Genomic DNA, 21,984 nt, shown 5'->3' on the forward strand with positions numbered 1-21,984 from the left:
TTTCCTCCCGCCTAACCGGTGAACCCAAGCGCCCGCGAGATGACCATCAGCTGAACCTCGGTGGTGCCTTCACCGAGCTCGAGCACCTTCGAGTCGCGGTAGTGTCTGGCCACCGAGTTCTCGTTCAGGAACCCGTATCCGCCGAAGATCTGGGTGGCGTCGCGGGCGTTGTCCATGGCGGCTTCGCTCCCCACCATCTTGGCAATCGAGGCCTCCATTTTGAAGGGGTGTCCGTGCACCATTTTCAAGGCGGCGTCGTAGTAGGCGAGGCGGGACGTGTGCACGCGCGCCTGCATCCGTGCAATCTTGAACGCGATGTGCTGGTTGGAGCCGATCGACCGGCCGAACACGTTGCGGGTGTTGGCGTAGCGGATGGCCTCCTCGAGGCAGCCCTGCGCCGCGCCCGTGCAGAGCGCGGCGAAGGCGATGCGGCCCTCGTCGAGGGTCTGCACGAAGTTGGCGAAGCCGCGGCCGCGGTCGCCGAGGAGGTTTGCCTCCGGCACGCGCACGTTCTCGAAGAGCAGCGGATGCGTGTCGGAGGTGTGCCAGCCCACCTTGTCGTAGGCCGGCAGAGCCGTGAACCCCGGGGTGGGGGTGGGCACCAGGATGGCCGTGAGCTCCTTCTTCACCGAGCCGTCGGGGCGTTCGGACTCGCCCGTGACGGCGGTCACGGTGACCAGCCGGGTTATCTCGGAGCCGGAGTTGGTGATGAACTGCTTCGTGCCGTTGATCACCCATTCACCGCCGGACAGTTCGGCCGTCGTCTTCGTGCCGGCGGCGTCGGAGCCGGCGTCCGCCTCGGTCAGCCCGAACGCGGCGAGCGCCCGCCCGCTGGTCAGCAGCGGCACCCATTCCTGCTTCTGCGCCTCGGTGCCGCGCCGGTAGACGGGCATGATCCCGAGCCCCACGCCGGCCTCGAGGGTGACGGCGATGGATTGGTCGACCCGGGCGAGTTGTTCGACCGCGAGGCAGAGCGAGAAGTAGTCCTGGCCCTGCCCGCCGTACTCCTGAGGGAAAGGCAGGCCGAACAGGCCCATCTCCCCCATCTGGGCGATGATGTCGTAGGGCAGGCTGCGCTTGGTGTCGTACTCGTAGGCGGCCGGCGCCACGACCGTGTCGGCGAAGTCGCGCACGGTGTCGCTGAGGCGACGCTGCTGCTCGGTCAGTTCCTGTTTCACGTTGGGTCTCCCTTGACTGGCGTGGCTGATGGTGTGGCTTCGGTGTCTGGCGCGCTGGCTTCCGTCAGGGTGGTGGTGGCGACGGCGACGGCGTCGACGCTGGCGACGATCTGGTCGAGGCGCACGAGGTCGCCCGGGCGCACGCCGACGGTGAGCAGGCCATCCGTTTCGGCCAGCAGGTGGTGCTCCATCTTCATGGCCTCCACGGTAAGGATGCGTTGGCCCGCGACGATCAGGTCTCCGGTGGCGAGGTGCACGGCGACGACGGTGCCGGGCATCGGGGAGCGCACCTCCGGCCGGGCCGTCCCGGCCTCTCCCCCCGCACGGCCCCGGCCGGCGAGACGGTCGGCGAGCCGTTCGGCCCGGGAGCGGTGCACCAGCTCCGCGCTGAAGCCGTTCTGGCCGAGCCAGAGGCGCGGGCCGTCGGACACGAGCTGCAGCACCTCGAGGCGGCCGTCCAGCTCGCAGGCGAAGGTGCCCGAATGATCGGCGACCGGCGAGAGTCGGGCGGGAACGGGCATCCGATCGTCGACGGCCACGCTCAGGCCGTCCGGCCCGGTCAGCACGGCGACGTCGACCGTTTCGGTGGCGCTGACCCGCAGGCTGTAGCGCGCCGGCCGGGCCGGGCCGAGCCGCCAGCCGTTCGGCTGCGCCCAGGGGCCGGTGCCACTGCCCGCGGCGGCGTGCAGGAACAGGGCGGCGGCGACAGAAAAGTGGTCGGGCAGGGGTTGACCCGGCATTCCCCGGAGGCCGAGGCCCGGCAGGCTCCGCTCGATCAGGCCGGTGTCGAGGCGGCCGGCGGCCACGTCGGGGTTCCGCAGCAGCAGCCGGAGGAACTCCACGTTGGTGTGCACCCCGAGCACCACGGTGTCGGCCAGGGCCCGGTCGAGGCGGGCGAGAGCCTCGGCGCGGTCGGCGCCCCAGGCGATCACCTTGGCCAGCATCGGGTCGTAGACCCCGGAGATGGTCAGACCCGGCCGCAGCGAGCTGTCGACCCGGATGCCGTCGCCGACCGGCTCGGACAGGCTCAGCACGGCGCCCTGGCTGGGCAGAAAACCGCGGGCCGGGTTCTCGGCGTAGACGCGCGCCTCGATCGCGTGCCCGGTGAGCACCACCTCCGCCTGGGTCAGCGGCAGCGACTCCCCCGCGGCGATGCGCAGCTGCCACTCGACCAGGTCGAGGCCGGTGACCAGCTCGGTGACCGGGTGCTCCACCTGCAGCCGGGTGTTCATCTCCATGAAGAAGAACTCGTCCGGGGCCATGTCGGAGACCAGGAATTCCACCGTGCCGGCGCCGGTGTAGCCGACGCTTCGGGCGGCCCGGCAGGCTGCCTCACCGATGCGCGCGCGGGTCGCCGGATCGAGCAGCGGCGAGGGAGCCTCCTCGATCACCTTCTGGTGGCGGCGCTGCAGGGAGCACTCGCGCTCGCCGAGGTGGATGACCGCGCCCGAGGCGTCCGCGAGCACCTGCACCTCGATATGCCGCGGCCGGTCGAGGTAGCGTTCGAGCAGCAGGGTGTCGTCGCCGAAAGAGCCCTGCGCCACGCGCCGAGCCGTGACGAGCGCGTCGGCGAGCTCGCCGGCGGCGTCGACCCGCAGCATCCCCTTGCCGCCGCCGCCCGCGGACGGTTTGATCAGCAGCGGGTAGCCCACCTCGGCGGCGGCGGCGGCGACGAGCTGCGCGTCGCTCTGGCCCGGACGGGAGAACCCGGGAATGACGGGCACACCGCTGCCGGCGACGTGGTTCTTGCCGCGGATCTTGTCGCCCATCACGGCGAGGGCGGTCAGGCCCGGTCCGACGAAGACGAGGCCGGCGTCGGCGCAGGCCCGCGCGAAGGCCTCGTTCTCGCTCAGGAACCCGTAGCCGGGGTGCACGGCACCGGCGCCCGTGGCGGCCGCGGCGGCGAGGATCGCGTCGATGTTCAGGTAGCTGGCGTGGGGCGCGGCCGGGCCGAGGCGCACCGCGGCATCCGCGAGGCTCACGTGCAGCGCGTCGCGGTCGGCGTCGCTGTAGACGGCCACCGAACGGATGCCCAGGGCTCGCAGGGTGCGGATGATGCGGCAGGCGATCTCGCCGCGATTGGCGACCAGCACGGTCTCGAAGGGTTTCCTGCGCGGTGTCGGTGCGTTCGATGTCGGTGCGTTCGATGTCGGTGCGTTCGATGTCATGGTGCGCCTCACATCCGGAAGAGGCCGAAGGCGGTCTCGGGCAGGGGCGCCAGGGCGACGACGTCGAGGGCCAGGCCCAGCACGGTGCGGGTGTCAGCCGGGTCGATCACCCCGTCGTCCCAGAGCCGGGCGGTGGAATAGTAGGGGCTGCCCTGCCGTTCGTACTGGGCGGTGACGGGCGCGGTGACAGCGGCCTCGGCATCCTCCGACCAGGGCACGCCGGCCTTCTCCTGCTGCTCCCTTTTGACGGTGGCGAGCACGGACGCGGCCTGCGGGCCGCCCATCACGGAGATGCGGCTGTTCGGCCACATCCAGAGGAAGCGGGGCGAGTAGGCGCGGCCGCACATGGCGTAGTTGCCGGCGCCGAAGGACCCGCCGATCACGACCGTGAGCTTGGGCACGCGCGCGGTGGCGACGGCGGTGACCATCTTCGCGCCGTTCTTGGCGATGCCGCCGGCCTCATAGTCACGGCCGACCATGAATCCGGAGATGTTCTGCAGGAAGATCAGCGGGATGCCGCGTTGGTCGCACAGCTCGATGAAGTGCGCGCCCTTGAGCGCGGATTCGGAGAACAGCACGCCGTTGTTGGCGATGATGCCGACCGGGTGGCCGTGCAGGTGCGCGAAGCCGGTGACCAGGGTCGTGCCGTACTCCCGCTTGAACTCGTGGAACTCGCTGCCGTCGACCAGCCTGATGATCACCTCGTGCACGTCGTAACGGCCCTGCGGGTCGGTGGGTACGGCGCCGTAGAGCTCGGCCGGGTCGGCGACCGGGTCGCCGGCCGGCGACCGCGGCCAGGCCGGCGGCGGCGGTGCGGGCAGGTAGCGCACGATGTCGCGCACGATCTGGAGGGCGTGCTCGTCGTCCTCGGCGAGGTGGTCGGTCACCCCGGAGGTGCGAGCGTGCAGGTCGCCGCCGCCGAGTTCCTCGGCCGTGACAACCTCGCCGATCGCGGCCTTCACCAGCGGCGGGCCGCCGAGGAAGATAGTGCCCTGGTTCCGCACGATCACGGTCTCGTCGCTCATCGCGGGAACATAGGCCCCGCCGGCGGTGCAGGAGCCCAGGACGGCGGCGATCTGCGGGATCTGGGCCGCGGACATCCGGGCCTGGTTGTAGAAGATACGGCCGAAGTGGTTGATGTCGGGGAAGACCTCATCCTGCAGCGGCAGGAAGGCCCCGCCCGAGTCGACCAGGTAGACGCACGGGAGCCGGTTCTCGAACGCGATCTCCTGGGCCCGGAGGTGCTTCTTGACCGTCATCGGGTAGTACGTGCCGCCCTTGACGGTGGCGTCGTTGGAGAGGACGAGCACGTGGCGGCCGTGGATGAGCCCGATCCCGGCGATCAGGCCGGCGCCGGGGCTGTCGTCGTCGTAGAGGCCGGTGGCGGCCAGGGGCGCGATCTCGAGGAAGGGGCTGCCGGCATCCAGCAGCCGGTCGATGCGTTCCCGCGGCAGGAGCTTGCCGCGGTCGAGGTGGCGCTGGCGGGAGGTCGCGGGGCCGCCGAGGGCGACGACGGCGAGGCGGCGGCGCAGGTCGGCGACAAGTTCGCGGTGGGCGGCGGCGTTCGCGGCGAAGGCCGGACTGGTCGAGTCGATCAGACTCGCGAGTGTCTCCATCGACGACGTCCCGCTTTCCCGCTTGAGTGCTCAGCCGGTACAGTTAGCGTGTACTAACCGAAATTCAGGTTAGCGGTTCATAACTGAGTTGTCCAGAGTCCTGGGCCGGATGGGATGTCGATGGTGCTCGTGCCTGGTTCTTCGTCCGTGCCGACGCCGCGCAGCCGGGCCAAGGCCGACCGGCGGCAGGCGTTGCTCGGGGCTGCGGCCGCGCTGTTCGCCCGGTCGGGCTACAACGGGGTCTCGATCGAGGACCTCGGCGCGGCCGTCGGCGTGAGCGGCCCGGCCGTCTACCGGCACTTCAGCGGCAAGCCGGCCGTGCTCGCCGCACTGCTGGTGGAGGTCAGCGAAACGCTGGTGGCGGGCGGGCAGGCCGTGGTCGAGGGCGCTCCGGATGCCGCGGGCGCCCTCCGCGCACTGGTGCGCTTCCACACGGACTTCGCCCTGTCGCACCCGAACGTCATCCGCGTGCAGGACCGGGACCTGGACAGCCTGGCCCCCGCGGACCGGCACCGGGTGCGCACCCTGCAGCGCACCTATGTCGAGCTGTGGGTGCGCGTGCTCGGGCAGGTGCACCCCGAGGTGGAAGCGCAGCTGCTGCGCATCCGGGCCCAGGCGACGTTCGGACTGCTGAACTCGACCCCGCACACTCTGCCCGCGTCTCCGAGCGGCGCGGTGCGACCGCTGCTGGAGGAGATGGCGCTCGCGGCACTCGGGGCCGCTCAGTAGACGGTCGTGCAGACGCAGAGCTCGTTGCCCTCTGGGTCGGCCAGCACCCACCAGTCGGGGGCGTGCTCGTCGGTGAGGAGGTCGCCGCCGACGGCGATGATGTCCTGCACGCGGGACTCGGCGTCGATCGTGGGCAGATATACGTCCAGGTGGATGCGGTTGCGTTCGGTGCGCGCGATGTCCATGCTCTGAAACCAGACCCGGGGACCCGGGCCGACTGGATCGACGAGTTCGATCGCACCCTCACTGTCGACCTCCACGTAGCCGAGACCCACCCGCCAGAACGGTCGGATCGCGTCGGCGTCGGTGCAGTCGATCGCCACGTCGTATCGGGCCGGGGTGACGGGCGCCCGGTCGGCGCCCTGCGCATCCGCAAGTTCCTGGATCCGCAGCGCGAGCCGCAGGTCGCGTTCGGTCACACCGCCGGCGTCATGGGAGGAGAGGCGGAAGCCGACCCGGCCGTAGCCGAGCCGCACGTCGGGATGGTGGTTCATCGCATCCGCCGCCTCGGCCACCAGGACGAGCAGGCGCACCGCCGACGCGAAATCCCGGGTCGTGAACGAGCCGTGCAGGGCGCCGTCGAGGTGTGCGAAGGCACCGCCGGAGAGTACGGACTCGGTGTCGATCGGGGTGAGGAGGGTGCCCGGTGCAGTCATCCACTCACTCTGCTGCGCGGTGCGAACCCCGTCAAGGCGCGCTCGGGGGCATCCGTTGCCGGCCCGCTCCCCCGCACGGATGCCGCGCCCAACGAGCTCGGCGAACCAATTCGACGGAGATTGTGAGAAAAATGACCGTTTTTGGCCGTATTCCAGGCACCAGAGGCAAAATCTCCGTCGAGTTAGTGAGGGGCAGACCACGTTGGGGGGTGGACGGTCGGGGCGGAACGGCGGGGCGGAACGGCGGGGCGGACTAGAGCAGGGCGAGGGCGCGCGCGGGGTGGGCGAGGATGCCGGCGACGTCGGTCAGGAAGCGGGCGGCCTGCTCGCCGTCGACGAGCCGGTGGTCGAAGGCGACGCTGAGGGTGACCACCTGCCGCAGCGCGATCTCGCCGCGGTGCTCCCACGGCCGCGGGGCGATCGCACCCAGGGCGAGGATCACGGCCTCTCCCGGCGGGAGGATCGGCGTGCCGGCATCGATGCCGAAGGAACCGATGTTGGTGATCGAGATCGTGCCGCCGGTCAGGGCGGCCGGGCTGGTCGCACCCGCCCGGGCGGTACTGGTCAGCTCGGCGAGCGCCGCGGCGAGGTCGGCGAGGCCCAGCCGGTCGGCATCCGGGATGCCGGGAACGAGCAGCCCCCGCGGCGTGGCGGCGGCGATGCCGAGGTTCACGTAGTGGAACTGCACGATCTCGTCGGCCGCCTCGTCCCAGCGGGTGTTCACCTCGGGCGTGCGGGCGACCGCGAGGCAGAGCGCCTTGGCGACGACGGCCAGGATGCCGATGTGCGCGTCGGCGAACTCCCGGTCGCGTTTGAGCGCGTCGATCAGCTCCATTGTCGGCGTCACGTCCACGGTCAGGAACTCCGTGGCGTGCGGCGCGGTGAACGCGCTACGCACCATGGCGGCGGCGGTGAGCTTGCGCACGCTCCGGATCGGACTGCGGGTTTCCCGGGCACCGGGCGCGGCTGCCTTCGGCCGAGCTGCCGGTTCGGCCCGGTTGACGACGAGGGCCGTGGGCGCGGCAGGCGCGCCGTGCGCCTCCACGTCCTCCCGGGTGATCAGGCCGGTCGGACCGGTTCCGGTCACCTCTGTCAGGTCGACGCCCAGGGTGCGGGCCAAGGCTCGCACCGGCGGCGTGGACCGCGGACGCTCGGTCGTGACCGAGCACCGCTCCCCCGCGATCGGAGGCGCAGGCACCGTCGCCTCCCCGGTCACCACCGTCACGCCGGGCACCGTCACGCCCGGCACCGTTGCCCGTGCGACCGGACCCCGCGCATCCGGACCACCCGCATCCGTCGCCCCGGTGCGAGCCCGTCGCTGGGGCCGCCCGCCGCGCTCGACGGCGGCGCCGTACCCCACCAGAACGGCCTCCCGTTCGGGCTCGCGAGCGCGCAGATCATGCCCCGTCGATTCGTTTGGCGGGGCTGAGTGGTCGCTCTCGCGGCCAGAACCGGCAGAACGAGGCGCAGCGGCATCGGCGGGAGTCACGGGAGGCTCGGCGCCGGCCACCTCGAAGGAGACGATCGGGTCACCCACGTGCACGGTGGTGCCGGGCTGCTGATGGAGTTCGGCGACCACGCCCGCGAAGGGCGACGGCAGCTCGACGACGGCCTTGGCCGTCTCCACCTCGGCGATGAGTTGGTTGAGCGTCACCGTCTCGCCCGGCGCGACCCGCCAGGCCACGATCTCCGATTCGGTCAGTCCCTCGCCGAGGTCCGGCAGCCTGAAGACCTTGATCATCGTCGTCTCCCCAGCACGCGGTCGACGCCGTCGAGCATGCGATCAAGGTCCGGCAGGTGGTGACCCTCCAGCTTCGCCGTCGGGTACGGGATGTCGAAGCCGGTGACCCGAACCGGCGCGGCCTCGAGGTAGTCGAAGCAGCGCTCGGTGACCTCGGCGATGATCTCGCCGCCCAGCCCGCCCGAGCGGGAGGCCTCGTGCGTCACGACGAGCCGGCCGGTCTTCCGAATGGATGCCTCGACGGTGGCGTAGTCGATGGGCGAGAGCGAGCGCAGGTCGATGACCTCGACCGAGATGCCGTCGTCGGCGGCGGCGAGCGCGGCATCCGTCGCCGTGGACACCAGCGCGCCGTAGGTGAGCAGCGTGACGTCGGTGCCGGCGGCCACGACCCGGGCCCTCTCGAAGGACTCGCCGAGCTGCGGGGACACCGGGCCGGCGACGTGGTAGCGCCGCTTGGGCTCGAAGAAGAGCACCGGGTCGTCGGAGGCGATCGCCTGTCGGATCAGGCTGTAGGCGTCCTGCGGGTTCGAGACCGCGACCACCCGCAGGCCCGAGGTGTGCGTGAAGTAGGCCTCGGGAGATTCGGAGTGGTGCTCCGCGGCGCCGATGCCGCCGCCGAAGGGTACCCGGATGGTGATGGGCATGCGCAGGGCCCCCTGGGTGCGGTAGTGGAACCGGGCCACCTGGCTGACGATCTGGTCGAAGCCGGGGAAGATGAAGCCGTCGAACTGGATCTCGCAGACCGGGCGGTAGCCGCGGTACGCCAGTCCCACCGCGGTGCCGATGATGGCAGACTCGGCCAGCGGGGTGTCGACGACCCGGTTCGGCCCGAACTCGGCGAGCAGGTCGCTGGTCACCCGGAATACGCCGCCGAGGGCGCCGATGTCCTCGCCGAGGAGCACCACCTTCGGGTCGTCGAGCATCGCGCGCCGCAGCCCGGCGTTGATCGCCTTGGCCAGGGTCAGGGTGGTCGTCTCGGTCAGCGGCACCGGCGCCTGGCCGTTCGCCGCGGGGAGCGGGGAACTCCGGATGGTTTCGATGGTCATGAGTCCTTTCCTCCGGTCGGCTCGAAGCTCGCCAGGTAGGCCGCGTATTCCGCGCGCTGGCGGTCGATCCCGGTGTGCGGGGTGGCGTAGACGTTGGCGAGCACGGTCAGCGGCTCCGGGTCGGGGAGCCCGATGCAGCCGGCGCGCAGCTCCGCGGCCGTGGCGTCGGCCACGGCCTGGGTCTCGGCCTCTAGTTCGGGCGTGAGCAGCCCAAGGGAGTCCAGTAGCCGCCCCAGGCGCAGGATCGGGTCTTTCTTCGCCCATTCCTCGAGTTCGGCCGCCGGCCGGTAGCGGGTGGGGTCATCCGCCGTCGTGTGCGGGCCCATCCGGTAGGTGACGGCCTCGATGAAGGTGGGGCCTCCGCCGGTGCGGGCCCGGTTCAGGGCCAGCCGGGTCGCGGCCATCACGGCCAGGATGTCGTTGCCGTCGATTCGCAGGCTGGGGATTCCGAACCCGGGGGCCCGCCCGGCGATGCCGGCCCGGGCCTGCAGACCGACCGGCTCGGAGATGGCCCAGTGGTTGTTCTGGCAGAAGAAGACCACCGGCGCCTGGAAGCTCGCCGCGAACACGAGCGCCTCGTTGACGTCACCCTCGCTGGTCGCGCCGTCGCCGAAGTAGGCCACGGCCACCGAGTCCGCGCCGTCGAACCGGGCTCCCATCGCCCAGCCCGTGGCATGCAGGGTCTGCGCCCCGATGATGATGCTGGGCGTCGCCATCCGGTGCACCAGCGGGTCCCAGCCGGATTGCGCGGTGCCGCGCCACACCCGCAGGATGTCGGTGGGCGCCACGCCACGGCACCAGGCGACCGCGTTCTCCCGGTAGCTGGAGAAGACGAAGTCGTCGGCGCGGAGCGCGCGGCCCGAGCCGATCTGAGCGGCCTCCTGACCGAGCAGGGGCGGCCAGAGTCCCAGTTCGCCCTGGCGCTGCAGCGCCGTGGCCTCGGCGTCGATGCGGCGCACCACCACCATGTCCCGGTAGAGCGCCGCGAGGTCGTTCCCGGTCATCTCCGCGACCCAGGGATCGAGATCGGCGTCGGCCAGCCGCACCCCCGCGGGGCTCAGCAGCTGCAGGAGAACGTCGGGGGTACCCCCGGTGTGGACAGTGTTCATGAACCGCTCCCAGCGTCGTTGCCGAAGTTGTTGAGAGCGTACGATTCCGCGACATGGAGCACAACCATGTCGAGTAATTTTGAGCAATTTGCCCTATTCATGGGGCAGTCAGCGTGCTAGCGTCGAGCATTATGCACAGGCTGGACAAAGTCGACCTACAGCTGCTGCGCGCCCTGTGCGCGGACCCACGCAGCACATTCGTCGCGCTCGCCCAGCAGTTGCACCTCTCCCGCAACACCGTGCAGGCGCGCATGGCGCGGCTCGAGGAATCGAAGGCGTTCCTCTCCTTCGACCGCCGCATCAACCCGGTCGCCCTGGGCTACCCGCTGACGGCCTTCATCGAGGTGCACGTGCAGCAGAAACGCCTCGCCCAAATCGTGGCCGAGCTCGCCCGCATCCCGGAAATCGTGCAGGCGCACGGCATGAGCGGGGCCACCGACATCCTGGTGCGCGTGGTGTGCGCGGATGCCGACGACCTGTTTCGCATCGACGGCACCATCCTCGCCTGCGAGGGTGTTGATCGCACTGAGACATCCCTGGCCATGGGCGAGCTGATTCCCTTCCGGATCACCCCGCTTCTGGAGCGCACCGGCCGCCAGGGCGGCGCCGGCACGTCAGGCCCCGGCGCATCTCCCTTCCCCGACGCGATGATCCCGTGATGCGGGCGGCCCGCCGATGACCGAGTCGCCGGAGACGACCCTGCCGATGTTCCCGCTCGGATCGGTGCTGTTCCCCTACATGCCGCTGCAGCTGCGCGTGTTCGAGGACCGCTACCTGGTCATGCTGTCGCGCATCCTCAAGGAGGAGCCGGCCGAGTTCGGCGTGGTGCTGATCGAACGCGGCCAGGAGGTCGGCGGCGGCGAGCGGCGGTTCCGGTTCGGGACCGTGGCCCAGATCACCGAGCTCGAGGCCTCCGAGGGCTTCGTCGGGGTGACCGCCCAGGGCGAACGCCGGATCGAGGTCGTGGACTGGCTGACCGAGGACCCGCACCCCCAGGCCACGGTTCGTCACCTGGACGCGCTGGACTGGGACGACGACCTGCTGCCGCTGCGGGAACGGGCCGAGCAGGCCGTGCGACGTGCCCTGGCCCTCGCGAGCGAATTCGCCGACCAGCTCTGGCCGTCGACGGTGGAACTGTCCCGGGATCCGACGGCGGCCGCCTGGCAGATCGCCGGAATCGCCCCGCTGGGTCCGCTGGACCAGGTCGAACTGCTGCGGTCGACCTCGATCGAGCAGCTCCTCACCGCGGTGATCGACTTCACCCAGGACGCCGTGGACTCCCTGAGCGCGCCCTGGCCCGACGAATAACCCGAATCTATTTGATAAATTCATCATATAGGTATATAAAGAAGTAATGATGTATCGTGCCCCACGGAGCCTGAGTTGAGCGTCAAACGACTCACGAAGCTCATCCGAACCAGTGGGCGCATCGCCGAAGCGGCCCCGCCTGCCCCGGCCCTGTTCCCGGGCGCCGAGGTCTTCGGCGGCAGCGTTCAGGTGCGCTTCATCAACGGCGGCGGCTGCAATGACTGCGCGATGGAGGTGCAGAGCGCGTTCGGCCCGGTCTACGACGTCGAGCGCTACGGCATCCGTCTGGTCGCGTCGCCGCGCCACGCCGACGTGCTCGTGATCACGGGCGCCGTGACCCGCAACCTGATCGAGCCCCTGCTGCGCACCATCGACGCCACGCCGACCCCCCGCTTCGTGATCGCCGTCGGCGACTGCGCCATCACCGGCGGCGTCTTCGCCGACGGCTACGGGGTGGCCGGTCCGGTTTCCGATTTCGTGCACGTGGACCTGTCCGTGCCGGGCAACCCGCCCGAGCCGGCCGTCATCGCCCTGGCTCTGCGCCGGATGACCGGCCGATGACAGCCCTCGAAGCCGGGATGCTCAGCCAGACCCTGCTGCTGGTGGTCGCCATCGCCGCGGCCCTCGCCACCCCCCTCTCCTGGCGTTCCCGGGTCAGCGGAACCTTCTGCACCCTGCTCGCCGCGGCCGGCATCGTCACCGGCGCGATCGCCCTCGCCGGCGGCACCGGTTCGCTGAGCATCCCCACCGCCCTCCCGATGGACCCGCTCGCACTCTCCCCCGACCGCCTCGGCGGCCTTGTCATGGTGGTCGTCTCCGTGGTCGGCGTGCTCGCCTCCCTGTTCGGGATCGGCTCGGCCCGCGTCGCCTCCGCCTCCCGCACCGCCTGGCTGTCGATGGCCGTGTTCCTCTTCGGCATGCAGCTGGTGCCGGCCGCCACCGATGTGGTGTCGTTCCTGCTGTTCTGGGAGATCATGACGCTCGGTTCGACGGCGCTGCTGCTGGCCCACCATGCCACCCGCGGCACGGTCGCCTCCGCCCTGGTCTGGTACTCGGCGATGTCGCAGCTGAGCTTCTTCTTCGTGCTGGCCGGCTTCGCCATGCTCGCCGGCCTGGCCGGCGGCACCGGGTTCGCCGACCTCGCCACGATCGATCCCTTCACCTGGCAGGCGAGCGTCGCGTTCCTGCTGCTCCTGCTCGGCTTCGGCGGCAAGGCCGAGCTCGTGCCCCTGCACGTCTGGGTTCCCCGGGTGCTGCCCGAGGCCCCCGGCCATGTCGCCGCCGCGATGAGCGGGGCGATGGTCAACATCGGCGTCTACGGCGCCCTCCTCGTCGTCGTGCGGCTGCTGCCCGACGGCCCGGCTTGGTGGGGCGTGCTGATCATGGCGCTCGGCGGGGTGTCCGCGCTCTACGGGATCCTGCAGGCCTCGGTGGCGAGCAACCTCAAGGTGCTGCTGGCCTACTCCACGACCGAGAACATGGGGCTGGTGTTCCTGGGGCTCGGCGCATCCGTTCTGCTGCGCGCCGACAACGCCACGGCCGCAGCCGACGCGGCCCTCGTCGCCGCCCTGCTGCTGATGCTCAGCCACGCCGCGTTCAAGTCCACCCTGTTCCTCGGCGCGGGCGCCGTGGCCCGCGCGGCCGGCGAGATGAACCTCGACCGACTCGGCGGCCTCGGCAGCCGGATGCCGTGGACCGCCGCCGCCTTCGGCGCGGCCGCCATGGGTGCCGCGGCCCTGCCCGTCACGAGCGGGTTCGTCGCCGAGTGGATGCTGCTGCAGGCCCTGATCCACGGCTCCCGGGTCGACGGGGAGGTCGTCTCCGTCGCGGCATCCGTCGCCATGCCGCTCGCGGTCGCCGTGATCGCCCTCACCGCCGGGCTGGCACTGCTCACCTTCGTCAAGGCCTACGGGATCGCCTTCCTGGCCCGCCCGCGCTCCCAGGAGGCCAAACAGGCCCGCGAGGTACCCGTCATCATGCGCATCCCGCTCGCGATCGGCGCCCTGCTCGTGATCGGGCTCGGCGTGCTGCCCGGGCCGCTCGCCGTGGCCATCGGCGGCGCCGTGGGCCCCGAGTTCACCCCGGACGTGCGCACCATCGGCCTCGCGGGCATCGACGCCCGCGGCATCGACGCCGTGCTCGACCCCATCACCTTCGTGGTGCTGGCCGGGCTCCTGCTGGTACCCGTGCTGATCGTTCTGTTCCTCTCCGCCCGGCGCCACCCCACCCGCACCTCGCCGCTCCCCTGGGCCGGCGGCGGGTCCCGGCTGCGCCCACGGATGCAGTACACGGCCACCTCCTACGCCGAGCCGCTGGTGCGCGTGTTCGACGACGTGCTCCGGCCCTCCCGCGACGTCGAGGTCACCCACGCGGGCGAATCCCGCTACCTGGTGGAACGCGTGCACGTGGAACAGAGCGTGTCCGACGTGGTCGAGACCCGGCTCTACCGCCCGGTGCTGAACCTCATGCAACGAGCAGGCATCCTGGCCCGACGCGCGCAGAACGGCAGCATCCATCGCTACCTGTCCTACTCCTTCGTCGCCCTGCTGGTCGTTCTGATCGTGGTGTCCCTGTGACCGGCGCCGCGGCGATCATCATCGCCCTCGTCCAGCTGGTGCTGTTCGTGTTCCTCGCCCCCGTGTTGATCGGGGTGATCCGCCAGGTGCGGGCCCGCCTCGAGGGCCGGGCCGGTTCCGGCATCTGGCAACCGTGGCGCGATGTGCGTAAGCTCCTGGCGAAGAACCCGGTGCGCGCCGCCGGCAGCAGCTGGATGCTCGCAGCCGGCCCAGTCACCCTCCTGGTCTCCAGCCTGCTGCTCTGCGCCCTGCTGCCGCTGGTCGGCACCCTGCCGCTGCCGCTGATCCCCAGCGACCTGTTCGTGATCGTTTCCGTCATGCTGATCGGCGTCGTGGCCCTGGCCCTGGTCGGCCTCGACGCCGGCACCGCGTTCGGCGGGATGGGATCCAGCCGGCACATGACCGTCGCCGCCCTGGTCGAGCCGACCCTGCTGCTTGCGGTCTACGCGCTCTCCATCCCGGCCGGCACCTCGACGCTCTCACTGATCGTGGAGACCCGGCTCGCCAACCCGGCCGTGATCATCTCCCCGGTCAGCCTGCTGGCCATGGTCGCGCTGGCGATCGCCATCATGGCCGAGACCAGCCGCCTGCCGGTCGACAACCCGTCGACCCACCTCGAACTGACCATGCTGCACGAGGCCATGGTGCTGGAGGCGTCCGGCCGCGACCTGGCCTGGCTCGAACTCGGCTCCTGGCTCAAGCTGGCGGCCCTGCTCGGCCTGCTCAGCAACCTGATCGTGCCGTGGGGCATCGTGACCGACTTCTCGGTGCTCGGCGTCATAGTCGGCGTGGGCACCGTCACCGTGAAGGTCCTGCTGCTGGGCGTCGTGCTCAGCGTGGGTGAGGTCTTCCTGGCCAAGGCGCGGCTGTTCCGCGTGCCCGAGCTGCTGGCGGGGTCGTTCGCCCTGGGCCTGCTGGCCGTCACCGCTTCTTACCTGGTCGCTTAGGAGCATCCGTGTTCACCACCGTTTACCCGCAGTTGATCGGCCTCTGCACAGGCGCCCTGCTGCTCACCAGCGCCCTGATGGTCTGGCGGCACTCGCTGCTGGCGTCCATCCGACTGCTCAGCGTGCAGGGCTTCGCGCTGGCCGCGCTGGTCGCCGTGATCGGCGTGGAGGAGGGCGAGCTCGAGGTGATCCTCGTGGCCGTGCTCGTGCTGCTGGTCAAGGGCATGGCCCTGCCCTGGGTACTCGCCCGCGAGACCCATGCCACCACGCGAACGGATGAGGCGCCGCGCCTCAACCCGACGGCGGCCCTCCTGACCGTGGCACTGCTCACCATCCTCAGCTACGTCGTCGCCAGCCGACTGCTCACCGGCGACACCAGCATCTCGGCCCACGCAGCCCCGATCGGCCTCGCGATGGTGCTGATCGGGTTCCTGCTGCTGGTCACCCGCCGGCAGGCCGGATCGCAGCTGATCGGCTTCCTGGTGCTCGACAACGGAATCGCCACCGTCGCGTTTCTGACCTCGGGCGGCGTGCCGCTGTTCCTCGAGCTCGGCATCTCCCTGGACGTGCTGCTGGTGGTCGTCATCCTGTACGTCTTCGCCGGCCGTATGCGCAACAAGTTCGGCAACACCGAGATCGATCAGCTCAGAAAGTTGCACGACTGATGTCCTTCGCCCTCTGGACCCCTCTGGCCATCCCGGCCGTCCTCGCCCTGCTCAGCCTCGTCGTTCCCTCCCCCGCGCTGCGCCGGCTCAGCCCCGTCGCCTCCAGCGTCGCGGTGCTCGTCTCCGGTCTGCTCCTGGTGAGCGCCGTGCTCGCGGACCAGGTTCCGACTCTGGCCGGCGGGCTGCTCCGCGCGGACGCGCTGAGCGCCTACATGCTCACCGTGGTCGGCGCCGTCGGGCTCGTCTCAACCTGGGGCGGGCTCGGCCACGCCGGCAACGTTCCCGCCCGGTTCGCCGGCTCCTACGATGCCCTGATCTCCGTATTCCTGGCCGCGATGAGCCTCGCGGTGATCGCGGACAACATCGGTCTGATGTGGGCCGCGGTCGAGGCCACTACCATCGCCACGGCCTTCCTGGTCGGCCACCACCGCACCCCCCGCTCGCTGGAGGCCGCCTGGAAGTACGTCATCCTCGGCTCCGTCGGCGTGGCCATCGCCCTGCTCGGCATCGTGCTCATCTACGCCGCCTCCCGCGGCACCGGCGAGGCCACCCTCTCCTGGCTCGTGCTCAGCCAGGCCGGCCTGCCGCTCGACCCCGCGCTGATCCGCGCCGGCGGCGCCCTCGCCGTGCTCGGCTTCGCCACCAAGGCCGGGCTCGCCCCCATGCACAGCTGGCTGCCCGACGCGCACAGCCAGGCGCCGGCACCCGTCTCCGGGCTCATGTCGGGCGTGCTGCTCGCGGTCGCCCTCTACGCGATCCTCCGCATCCAGACCATCACCGACGCCGTGATCGGGCCGGACTTCCTGCGCATCATGCTCAGCGTCGGCGGGTTGCTCTCCCTCTTCGTAGCGGCGGCGCTCCTGATCCGCCAGCGCGACTTCAAACGGATGCTGGCCTACTCCAGCATCGAGCACATGGGAATGATGGCCATCGGCGCGGCCATCGGCGCGGCGGCCCTGCCGGCCGTGCTGCTGTACGTGCTCGGCCACGGGTTGACGAAGGCGACGCTGTTCGTGATCTCCGGGCGCATCCTCGAGGTCGAGGGCACCCCGAAGATCGACGACGTGCGCGCCCTGCTCGTGCGGCGACCGGGCCTGGCCGTGCTGTGGCTGATCGCCATGGCCGCCCTGATCGGATTCCCCCCGTTCAGCATCTTCTTCTCCGAGGTCGGCATCATCGTGGCCGGCTACGCGACAGGCATGGGCGTGGTGGTCGGCATCGCGCTGGTGCTGCTCCTCGTGATCTTCGCCAGCCTCACCCGTCTGACGGTGGCCATGACGATCGGGGCGCCGGTAGCGCAGACTTCGGCTTCGGTTGCGGCCCCGGCTGCGGTTCTGCCCTCGGCGGCTGCGCCCGGCATCGACGTCACCGGAGCGATGACCGGCGTGGTCCCCGCGGCCGGCGTCGGCGCATCCGTCACCCCGGTCGACGCCGAGCCTCGCCCGGAGGCGCCTATCGTGCCGGACCGGTCGGGCCACGGGCCGATGCTGCCGCTCATCCTGGCCCTGGGCACCACCGCGGTGGTGGCCTTCATCGCCGAACCGGTCGGCACGCTCCTGACGCGTGCGGCCGAGGTTCTGGGAGGAATCCAATGACGAAGCCGAGCCAGCTGTCAGCCGGCACCCCCGAGGTGCGCACGCTCACCCGCGACGAGCTGCGGGACGTAGTCGCCGCACTGCTGACCGAAGGCAACCGGCTCGCGCTGGTGGCCTGCCACGACGACGGCGACCGACTGCGCGTGGTCTACTCCTTCGTGGCCGTCTTCCCGCGGCGCCAGATCGACCTCGTCGTGCCGATCCCCTACGACGACGCCTGGATTCCGAGCCTGGCCGACCTCTCGTTCCCGGCCGGCAACTTCGAGCGCGGCACCCGCGACCTGTTCGGGGTGCGGCCGGCGAACCACCCCCAGCCCCACCGGCTGGTGCGCCACGGGCACTGGCCCCGCGGCTGGTACCCGATGCGCAAAGACGCACGGGACACCCCCGAATTCGAGCCCGACGTCGAGTCGTTCCCGTTCGTGGAGGTCGAGGGGCCCGGGGTCTACGAGATCGCGGTCGGCCCCATCCACGCCGGCATCATCGACCCCGGCCACTTCCGTTTCTCCGTGGTCGGCGAGACCATCGTGCGGATGGAAGCCCGCCAGTGGTACATGCACCGCGGCGTCGAGCGGCTCTTCGAGGGCCGTCTGCCCGAGGACGGTCTCGCAATGGCCGAGCAGATCGCCGGAGACACCGTGATCGGCCACACGCTGGCCTACGTCATGGCGATCGAAGCGGCCTCCGGCCTCGAGGTCTCCGAGCCCGACCGCCTGCTACGCGCCCTGCTGCTCGAACTCGAACGCCTCTACAACCATGTCTCCGATCTCGGATCGCTGGCCAACGACGTGGGGTTCAGCGTCGTGAACTCGCACACCCAGCGGCTGCGCGAAACGCTGCTCCGGATCAACAAGTCCGTCACCGGGCATCGATTCCTGCGCGGGGCGCTGTCGGTGGGCGGGGTGAACGTGCTCACCCTGCCGGATCCCGACGACCTGCGCCGGATCGCCGCCGACGTGCAGGAGATCATCGCAATCACTCTCGGGCACGCGATCGTACGGGACCGGTTCAGCGGCACCGCCCCGCTGCCAACCGCCCTGGCCGAGGCCATGGGCACGCTGGGCTACGTGGCGCGGGCATCCGGTATCGACGCCGACGCCCGACGCGACCACCCCTTCGTCGATCTCGGCGAACACTTCCACGTGGTCACTGATACCGGCGGCGACGTGCTCAGCCGTTACCGGGTGCGGGCCGGCGAGTTCGAGGTCTCCGTCGCGGTGGCGATCGACCTGATCGGCCGGCTGGGCGCGCACCGCGGCGACGTTGCCGCTGTGGCCGCTCCGGCGGCGACGGATGCTGCGTCGACGGCCGCGGCGACACCGGATACCCGCAGCGGCCTCGCCCTCGTGGAGGGGTGGCGCGGAACCATCTGCCACCGGGTCGAACTGGGCCGAGACGGCGCCATCACCCGGCTCAAGGTCGTCGACCCGTCCTACTTCAACTGGCCGGCGCTGCCGGTGGCTCTGTCCGAAACGATCGTGCCGGACTTCCCCCTGGTGAACAAGAGCTTCAACCAGTCCTACGCCGGCAACGACCTCTAGCCGCGCCTCGGGCTACTGCGTGTCCTGCTCGATGGTGCGGAGCAGGGCGTTGGAGTGCTCGAGGCTGGTCACGAGCATCCGCTTGGAGATGGCCAGGAGCTGGGCGACGCCCGGGTCGCGCAGGGCGTAGAAGATGGTGTTGCCGTCGCGGCGGGTGACGACCACGCCGGCACGGCGAAGGACACCCAGTTGCTGGGAGAGGTTGGACAGTTCGGCGCCGAGCACCTCGGCGAGGCTGCCGACCGACCGTTCCCCGCCGACGAGCTGCTCCAGAACCTGCACTCGCAACGGATGCCCGAGCGCCTTGAAGAGGTCGGACTTCAATTGGGCCATGGGGAGTCCGGTCGCTGACACCGTTTGATCATATCGCTAACCTGTAATACTTTCAAATAGGTGCGGGGTCTCGACAGGCTCGACCACCGAACCGCGCGTGTGCCTCGTGACTGTTCCCGTTCCGGACAAGAGTTACCGGCGTGCGGGCAACAGTTGACCGATTCGGCGACAGTCGTCTCCGGGAATGCAAAAAGCCCGCCCTGCCGTAGCAGGACGGGCTTTCCGTCTAGCCGACTAACCTGGCGAGAGGTTGTCGGTAGATCTAGCGGACTACGCCTCGGTCGAAACCGGTGCGTCCTCGGTGCCGGCCTCAGCCGACTCGTCGAGGACCGGGGCGAGCGAAAGCTTGCCACGGTCGTCAATCTTGGTGATCTCCACGAGGACCTTCTGACCCACGCCGAGCACGTCTTCGACGTTCTCGACCCGCTTGCCACCGGCGAGCTTGCGGACCTCGCTGATGTGCAGCAGTCCGTCCTTGCCCGGGAGCAGGGAGACGAAGGCGCCGAACGCGGCGATCTTGACGACGGTTCCAAGGAACTGCTCGCCGATCTCCGGGTTGGTCGGGTTCGCGATCGCGTTGACCTGGGCACGAGCTGCCTCGGCCGACGGTCCGTCAACGGCGCCGATGTACACCGTGCCGTCCTCCTCGATCGAGATGTCGGCGCCGGTCTGGTCCTGGATGGCGTTGATCGTCTTGCCCTTCGGGCCGATCAGCTCGCCGATCTTGTCGACGGGGATCTGCACGCTGATCACACGGGGCGCGGTCGGTGCCATCTCGTCGGGACGGTCGATGGCGGCGTTCAGCACCGACAGGATGGTCGCGCGAGCGTCCTTGGCCTGGGTGAGCGCGCCGGCGAGAACGGATGCCGGGATGCCGTCGAGCTTCGTGTCGAGCTGGATCGCGGTGACGAACTCGCTCGTGCCGGCGACCTTGAAGTCCATGTCGCCGAGGGCGTCTTCGGCGCCGAGGATGTCGGTGAGAGCCGCGTAGCGGGTCTTGCCGTCGACGGTGTCGGAGATGAGGCCCATGGCGATGCCGGCAACGGGTGCGCGCAGCGGCACACCGGCGTTGAGCAGCGACAGGGTCGAGGCGCAGACGGAACCCATCGAGGTGGATCCGTTGGAGCTGAGCGCCTCGGAGACCTGACGGATGGCGTAGGGGAACTCCTCGCGCGTCGGCAGCACGGGGACCAGGGCACGCTCAGCGAGCGCGCCGTGGCCGATCTCGCGGCGTTTCGGCGTTCCGACCCGGCCGGTCTCACCGGTCGAGTAGGGCGGGAAGTTGTAGTTGTGCATGTAGCGCTTCTTGGTGACCGGGCTCAGGGAGTCGATCGTCTGCTCGAGCTTGAGCATGTTCAGCGTGGTGACGCCCAGGATCTGGGTCTCGCCGCGCTGGAAGATCGCCGACCCGTGCACGCGCGGGATGATGGCAACCTCGGCGTCGAGCGGGCGGATGTCCGCGAGCCCACGGCCGTCGATGCGGATGCCCTCGTTGAGAACGCGCGAGCGCACGACGAGCTTGGTGACCGACTTGTACGCGGCGGACACCTGGTTGTTCGCGCCGGCGTCGAGTTCGCCGGCGGCGACCTTGGCAGCGATGGCTTCCTTGACGGATGCCTTGAGTGCGTCATCCGCGTTCTGGCGCTCGATCTTGTCGGCGATCTGGTAGACGGCCCCCAGCTGGTCGTACGCGAGAGCGGCGACGGCGTCGTAGGTGGCCGGCTGGTAGGACGGGAACACCGGGTAGGCGCCGGTCGGCTTGGCGGCCGAGGCGGCAACCTTCTGCTGCGCTTCGATGAGCTGCTTGATGAAGGGTTTCGAGGCTTCGATGCCCTCGGCGATGACCTCTTCGTTCGGCTTGATGGCGCCGCCCTTGATGAGGTCCCAGGCGTTGTCGGTGGCTTCGGCTTCGATCATCATGATCGCGACATCCTGCGCGCCGTTGGCGTCGGTCACGACGCGGCCGGCGACGACCATGCTGAACACGGCGTCAACGATCTGCGAGTGCTTCGGGAAGGCAACCCACTGGCCGGAGCCGTTCTCGTCGGGGATGAGGGCGACGCGGACGCCACCGATCGGGCCCGAGAAGGGGAGGCCGGCGAGCTGGGTCGACATCGACGCCGCGTTGATCGCGAGCACGTCGTAGTACTCGTCGGGCGCGATGGCCAGAACGGTGACGACGACCTGGATCTCGTTGCGGAGACCGTCGACGAACGACGGGCGCAGCGGCCGGTCGATCAGACGGCAGGTGAGGATCGCCTCGGTCGACGGGCGACCTTCGCGACGGAAGAAGCTGCCCGGGATGCGTCCGGCAGCGTACATGCGCTCCTCGACGTCGATGGTGAGGGGGAAGAAATCGAAGTTTTCCTTCGGGTTCTTGCTGGCGCTCGTGGCGGAGAGAAGCATGGTCTCTTCGTCGATGTAGGCGGCGGCCGAGCCCTGCGCCTGCTGGGCGAGACGCCCGGTTTCGAAACGGATGGTGCGTGTGCCGTACTTGCCGTTATCGATAACGGTTTCGGCGAACGTGATTTCTGGACCCTCCATATGGGGGTTCTCTCCTTTGGTTTTTTGCTTCTCGCCATTCTGGCGACGAAGACTCGGTTGCCCGTATGGCGCGCGAGCTGGACGCGGAGGAGAAGGGCACGTGCTGGCCACCAGTAGAAATTCACCAACCGCGGCTGTCGCCGCCGGGTTGGGAAACCACCACCGAGGACCAGCCTGCTGCCGGTCTGCTCCGTATTGAGCGTGATTCTGCGTGGTCACTCCGAAGATTGAC

At 70.1% G+C, this 21,984-nt stretch carries 18 protein-coding genes; 9 read left to right on the forward strand and 9 right to left on the reverse strand.

The window, feature by feature from the left end:
• Positions 1–11: 11 nt before the first annotated feature.
• From E3T28_RS00880 to E3T28_RS00890, 3 genes are read right to left on the reverse strand one after another with little or no spacing between them, the layout of a single operon-like run.
• The gene (locus E3T28_RS00880) at positions 12–1,178 is read right to left on the reverse strand and encodes an acyl-CoA dehydrogenase family protein (protein WP_174843983.1); all 1,167 of its coding nucleotides are present in this window, start codon (positions 1,176–1,178) and stop codon (positions 12–14) included.
• Positions 1,175–3,346: an acetyl/propionyl/methylcrotonyl-CoA carboxylase subunit alpha gene (locus tag E3T28_RS00885; RefSeq protein WP_134426988.1), complete on the reverse strand. Its 2,172-nt coding sequence runs from the start codon at positions 3,344–3,346 to the stop codon at positions 1,175–1,177. Before E3T28_RS00885 ends, E3T28_RS00880 begins: the two co-directional genes overlap by 4 nt.
• 8 nt (positions 3,347–3,354) lie before the next feature.
• Positions 3,355–4,962, reverse strand: coding sequence for a carboxyl transferase domain-containing protein (locus tag E3T28_RS00890; protein WP_134426990.1), 1,608 nt, complete (start codon positions 4,960–4,962; stop codon positions 3,355–3,357).
• A 129-nt stretch (positions 4,963–5,091) separates the two neighbouring features.
• Between E3T28_RS00890 and E3T28_RS00895 the strand changes: the two genes are divergently transcribed.
• Positions 5,092–5,691, forward strand: a complete 600-nt coding sequence (locus E3T28_RS00895; RefSeq protein WP_338145376.1) for an SACE_7040 family transcriptional regulator — start codon at positions 5,092–5,094, stop codon at positions 5,689–5,691.
• On the opposite strand, the gene E3T28_RS00900 is transcribed toward E3T28_RS00895, so the two are convergent.
• From E3T28_RS00900 to pdhA, 4 genes are all read right to left on the reverse strand, one after another.
• Positions 5,685–6,347 (reverse strand): VOC family protein, encoded by a 663-nt coding sequence (locus E3T28_RS00900; protein WP_134426994.1) that lies wholly within the window; start codon positions 6,345–6,347, stop codon positions 5,685–5,687. The genes E3T28_RS00895 and E3T28_RS00900 overlap by 7 nt on opposite strands.
• Before the next feature lie 253 nt (positions 6,348–6,600).
• A complete protein-coding gene (locus tag E3T28_RS00905; protein WP_134426996.1) occupies positions 6,601–8,088 on the reverse strand; it encodes a dihydrolipoamide acetyltransferase family protein in 1,488 nt (495 codons plus the stop codon).
• Positions 8,085–9,134, reverse strand: coding sequence for an alpha-ketoacid dehydrogenase subunit beta (locus E3T28_RS00910; protein WP_134426998.1), 1,050 nt, complete (start codon positions 9,132–9,134; stop codon positions 8,085–8,087). Before E3T28_RS00910 ends, E3T28_RS00905 begins: the two co-directional genes overlap by 4 nt.
• Positions 9,131–10,243 carry a pyruvate dehydrogenase (acetyl-transferring) E1 component subunit alpha gene (gene pdhA, locus E3T28_RS00915; RefSeq protein ID WP_134427000.1) on the reverse strand — a complete coding sequence of 371 codons (1,113 nt, stop codon included), beginning with the start codon at positions 10,241–10,243 and terminating at the stop codon, positions 9,131–9,133. Before pdhA ends, E3T28_RS00910 begins: the two co-directional genes overlap by 4 nt.
• A gap of 131 nt (positions 10,244–10,374) precedes the next feature.
• Between pdhA and E3T28_RS00920 the strand changes: the two genes are divergently transcribed.
• The 8 genes from E3T28_RS00920 (at position 10,375) to E3T28_RS00955 (ending at position 18,875) form a co-directional block, all read left to right on the forward strand.
• On the forward strand, positions 10,375–10,902 hold the full coding sequence (locus E3T28_RS00920; protein WP_134427002.1) for an Lrp/AsnC family transcriptional regulator: 528 nt from the start codon (positions 10,375–10,377) through the stop codon (positions 10,900–10,902).
• Between the two features lie 16 nt (positions 10,903–10,918).
• Entirely contained in the window at positions 10,919–11,551 is a 633-nt protein-coding gene (locus E3T28_RS00925; RefSeq protein ID WP_241979106.1) for an LON peptidase substrate-binding domain-containing protein, read from the forward strand.
• 75 nt (positions 11,552–11,626) lie between these two features.
• Positions 11,627–12,112, forward strand: a complete 486-nt coding sequence (locus E3T28_RS00930) for an NADH-quinone oxidoreductase subunit B family protein (protein ID WP_134427004.1) — start codon at positions 11,627–11,629, stop codon at positions 12,110–12,112.
• On the forward strand, positions 12,109–14,127 hold the full coding sequence (locus E3T28_RS00935; protein ID WP_134427006.1) for a proton-conducting transporter transmembrane domain-containing protein: 2,019 nt from the start codon (positions 12,109–12,111) through the stop codon (positions 14,125–14,127). The genes E3T28_RS00930 and E3T28_RS00935 overlap by 4 nt, the downstream gene beginning before the upstream one ends.
• The gene (locus tag E3T28_RS00940; protein WP_134427008.1) at positions 14,124–15,074 is read left to right on the forward strand and encodes a respiratory chain complex I subunit 1 family protein; all 951 of its coding nucleotides are present in this window, start codon (positions 14,124–14,126) and stop codon (positions 15,072–15,074) included. Before E3T28_RS00935 ends, E3T28_RS00940 begins: the two co-directional genes overlap by 4 nt.
• Positions 15,075–15,082: 8 nt before the next feature.
• Complete coding sequence (locus E3T28_RS00945; protein ID WP_134427010.1) at positions 15,083–15,739, forward strand: hypothetical protein; 657 nt, start codon at positions 15,083–15,085, stop codon at positions 15,737–15,739.
• Entirely contained in the window at positions 15,739–17,334 is a 1,596-nt protein-coding gene (locus E3T28_RS00950; protein WP_134427012.1) for a proton-conducting transporter transmembrane domain-containing protein, read from the forward strand. The genes E3T28_RS00945 and E3T28_RS00950 overlap by 1 nt, the downstream gene beginning before the upstream one ends.
• A complete protein-coding gene (locus tag E3T28_RS00955; RefSeq protein WP_134427014.1) occupies positions 17,331–18,875 on the forward strand; it encodes a hydrogenase large subunit in 1,545 nt (514 codons plus the stop codon). Before E3T28_RS00950 ends, E3T28_RS00955 begins: the two co-directional genes overlap by 4 nt.
• Before the next feature lie 12 nt (positions 18,876–18,887).
• On the opposite strand, the gene E3T28_RS00960 is transcribed toward E3T28_RS00955, so the two are convergent.
• Together E3T28_RS00960 and E3T28_RS00965 are read right to left on the reverse strand one after the other, a co-directional pair.
• Positions 18,888–19,229 (reverse strand): ArsR/SmtB family transcription factor, encoded by a 342-nt coding sequence (locus tag E3T28_RS00960; RefSeq protein WP_241979107.1) that lies wholly within the window; start codon positions 19,227–19,229, stop codon positions 18,888–18,890.
• Positions 19,230–19,478: 249 nt separating this feature from the next.
• Positions 19,479–21,752, reverse strand: a complete 2,274-nt coding sequence (locus E3T28_RS00965) for a polyribonucleotide nucleotidyltransferase (RefSeq protein WP_134427015.1) — start codon at positions 21,750–21,752, stop codon at positions 19,479–19,481.
• Positions 21,753–21,984: the final 232 nt, after the last annotated feature.

The sequence above is a fragment of the Cryobacterium sinapicolor genome (assembly GCF_004403465.1).
GTDB lineage: Bacteria > Actinomycetota > Actinomycetes > Actinomycetales > Microbacteriaceae > Cryobacterium > Cryobacterium sinapicolor.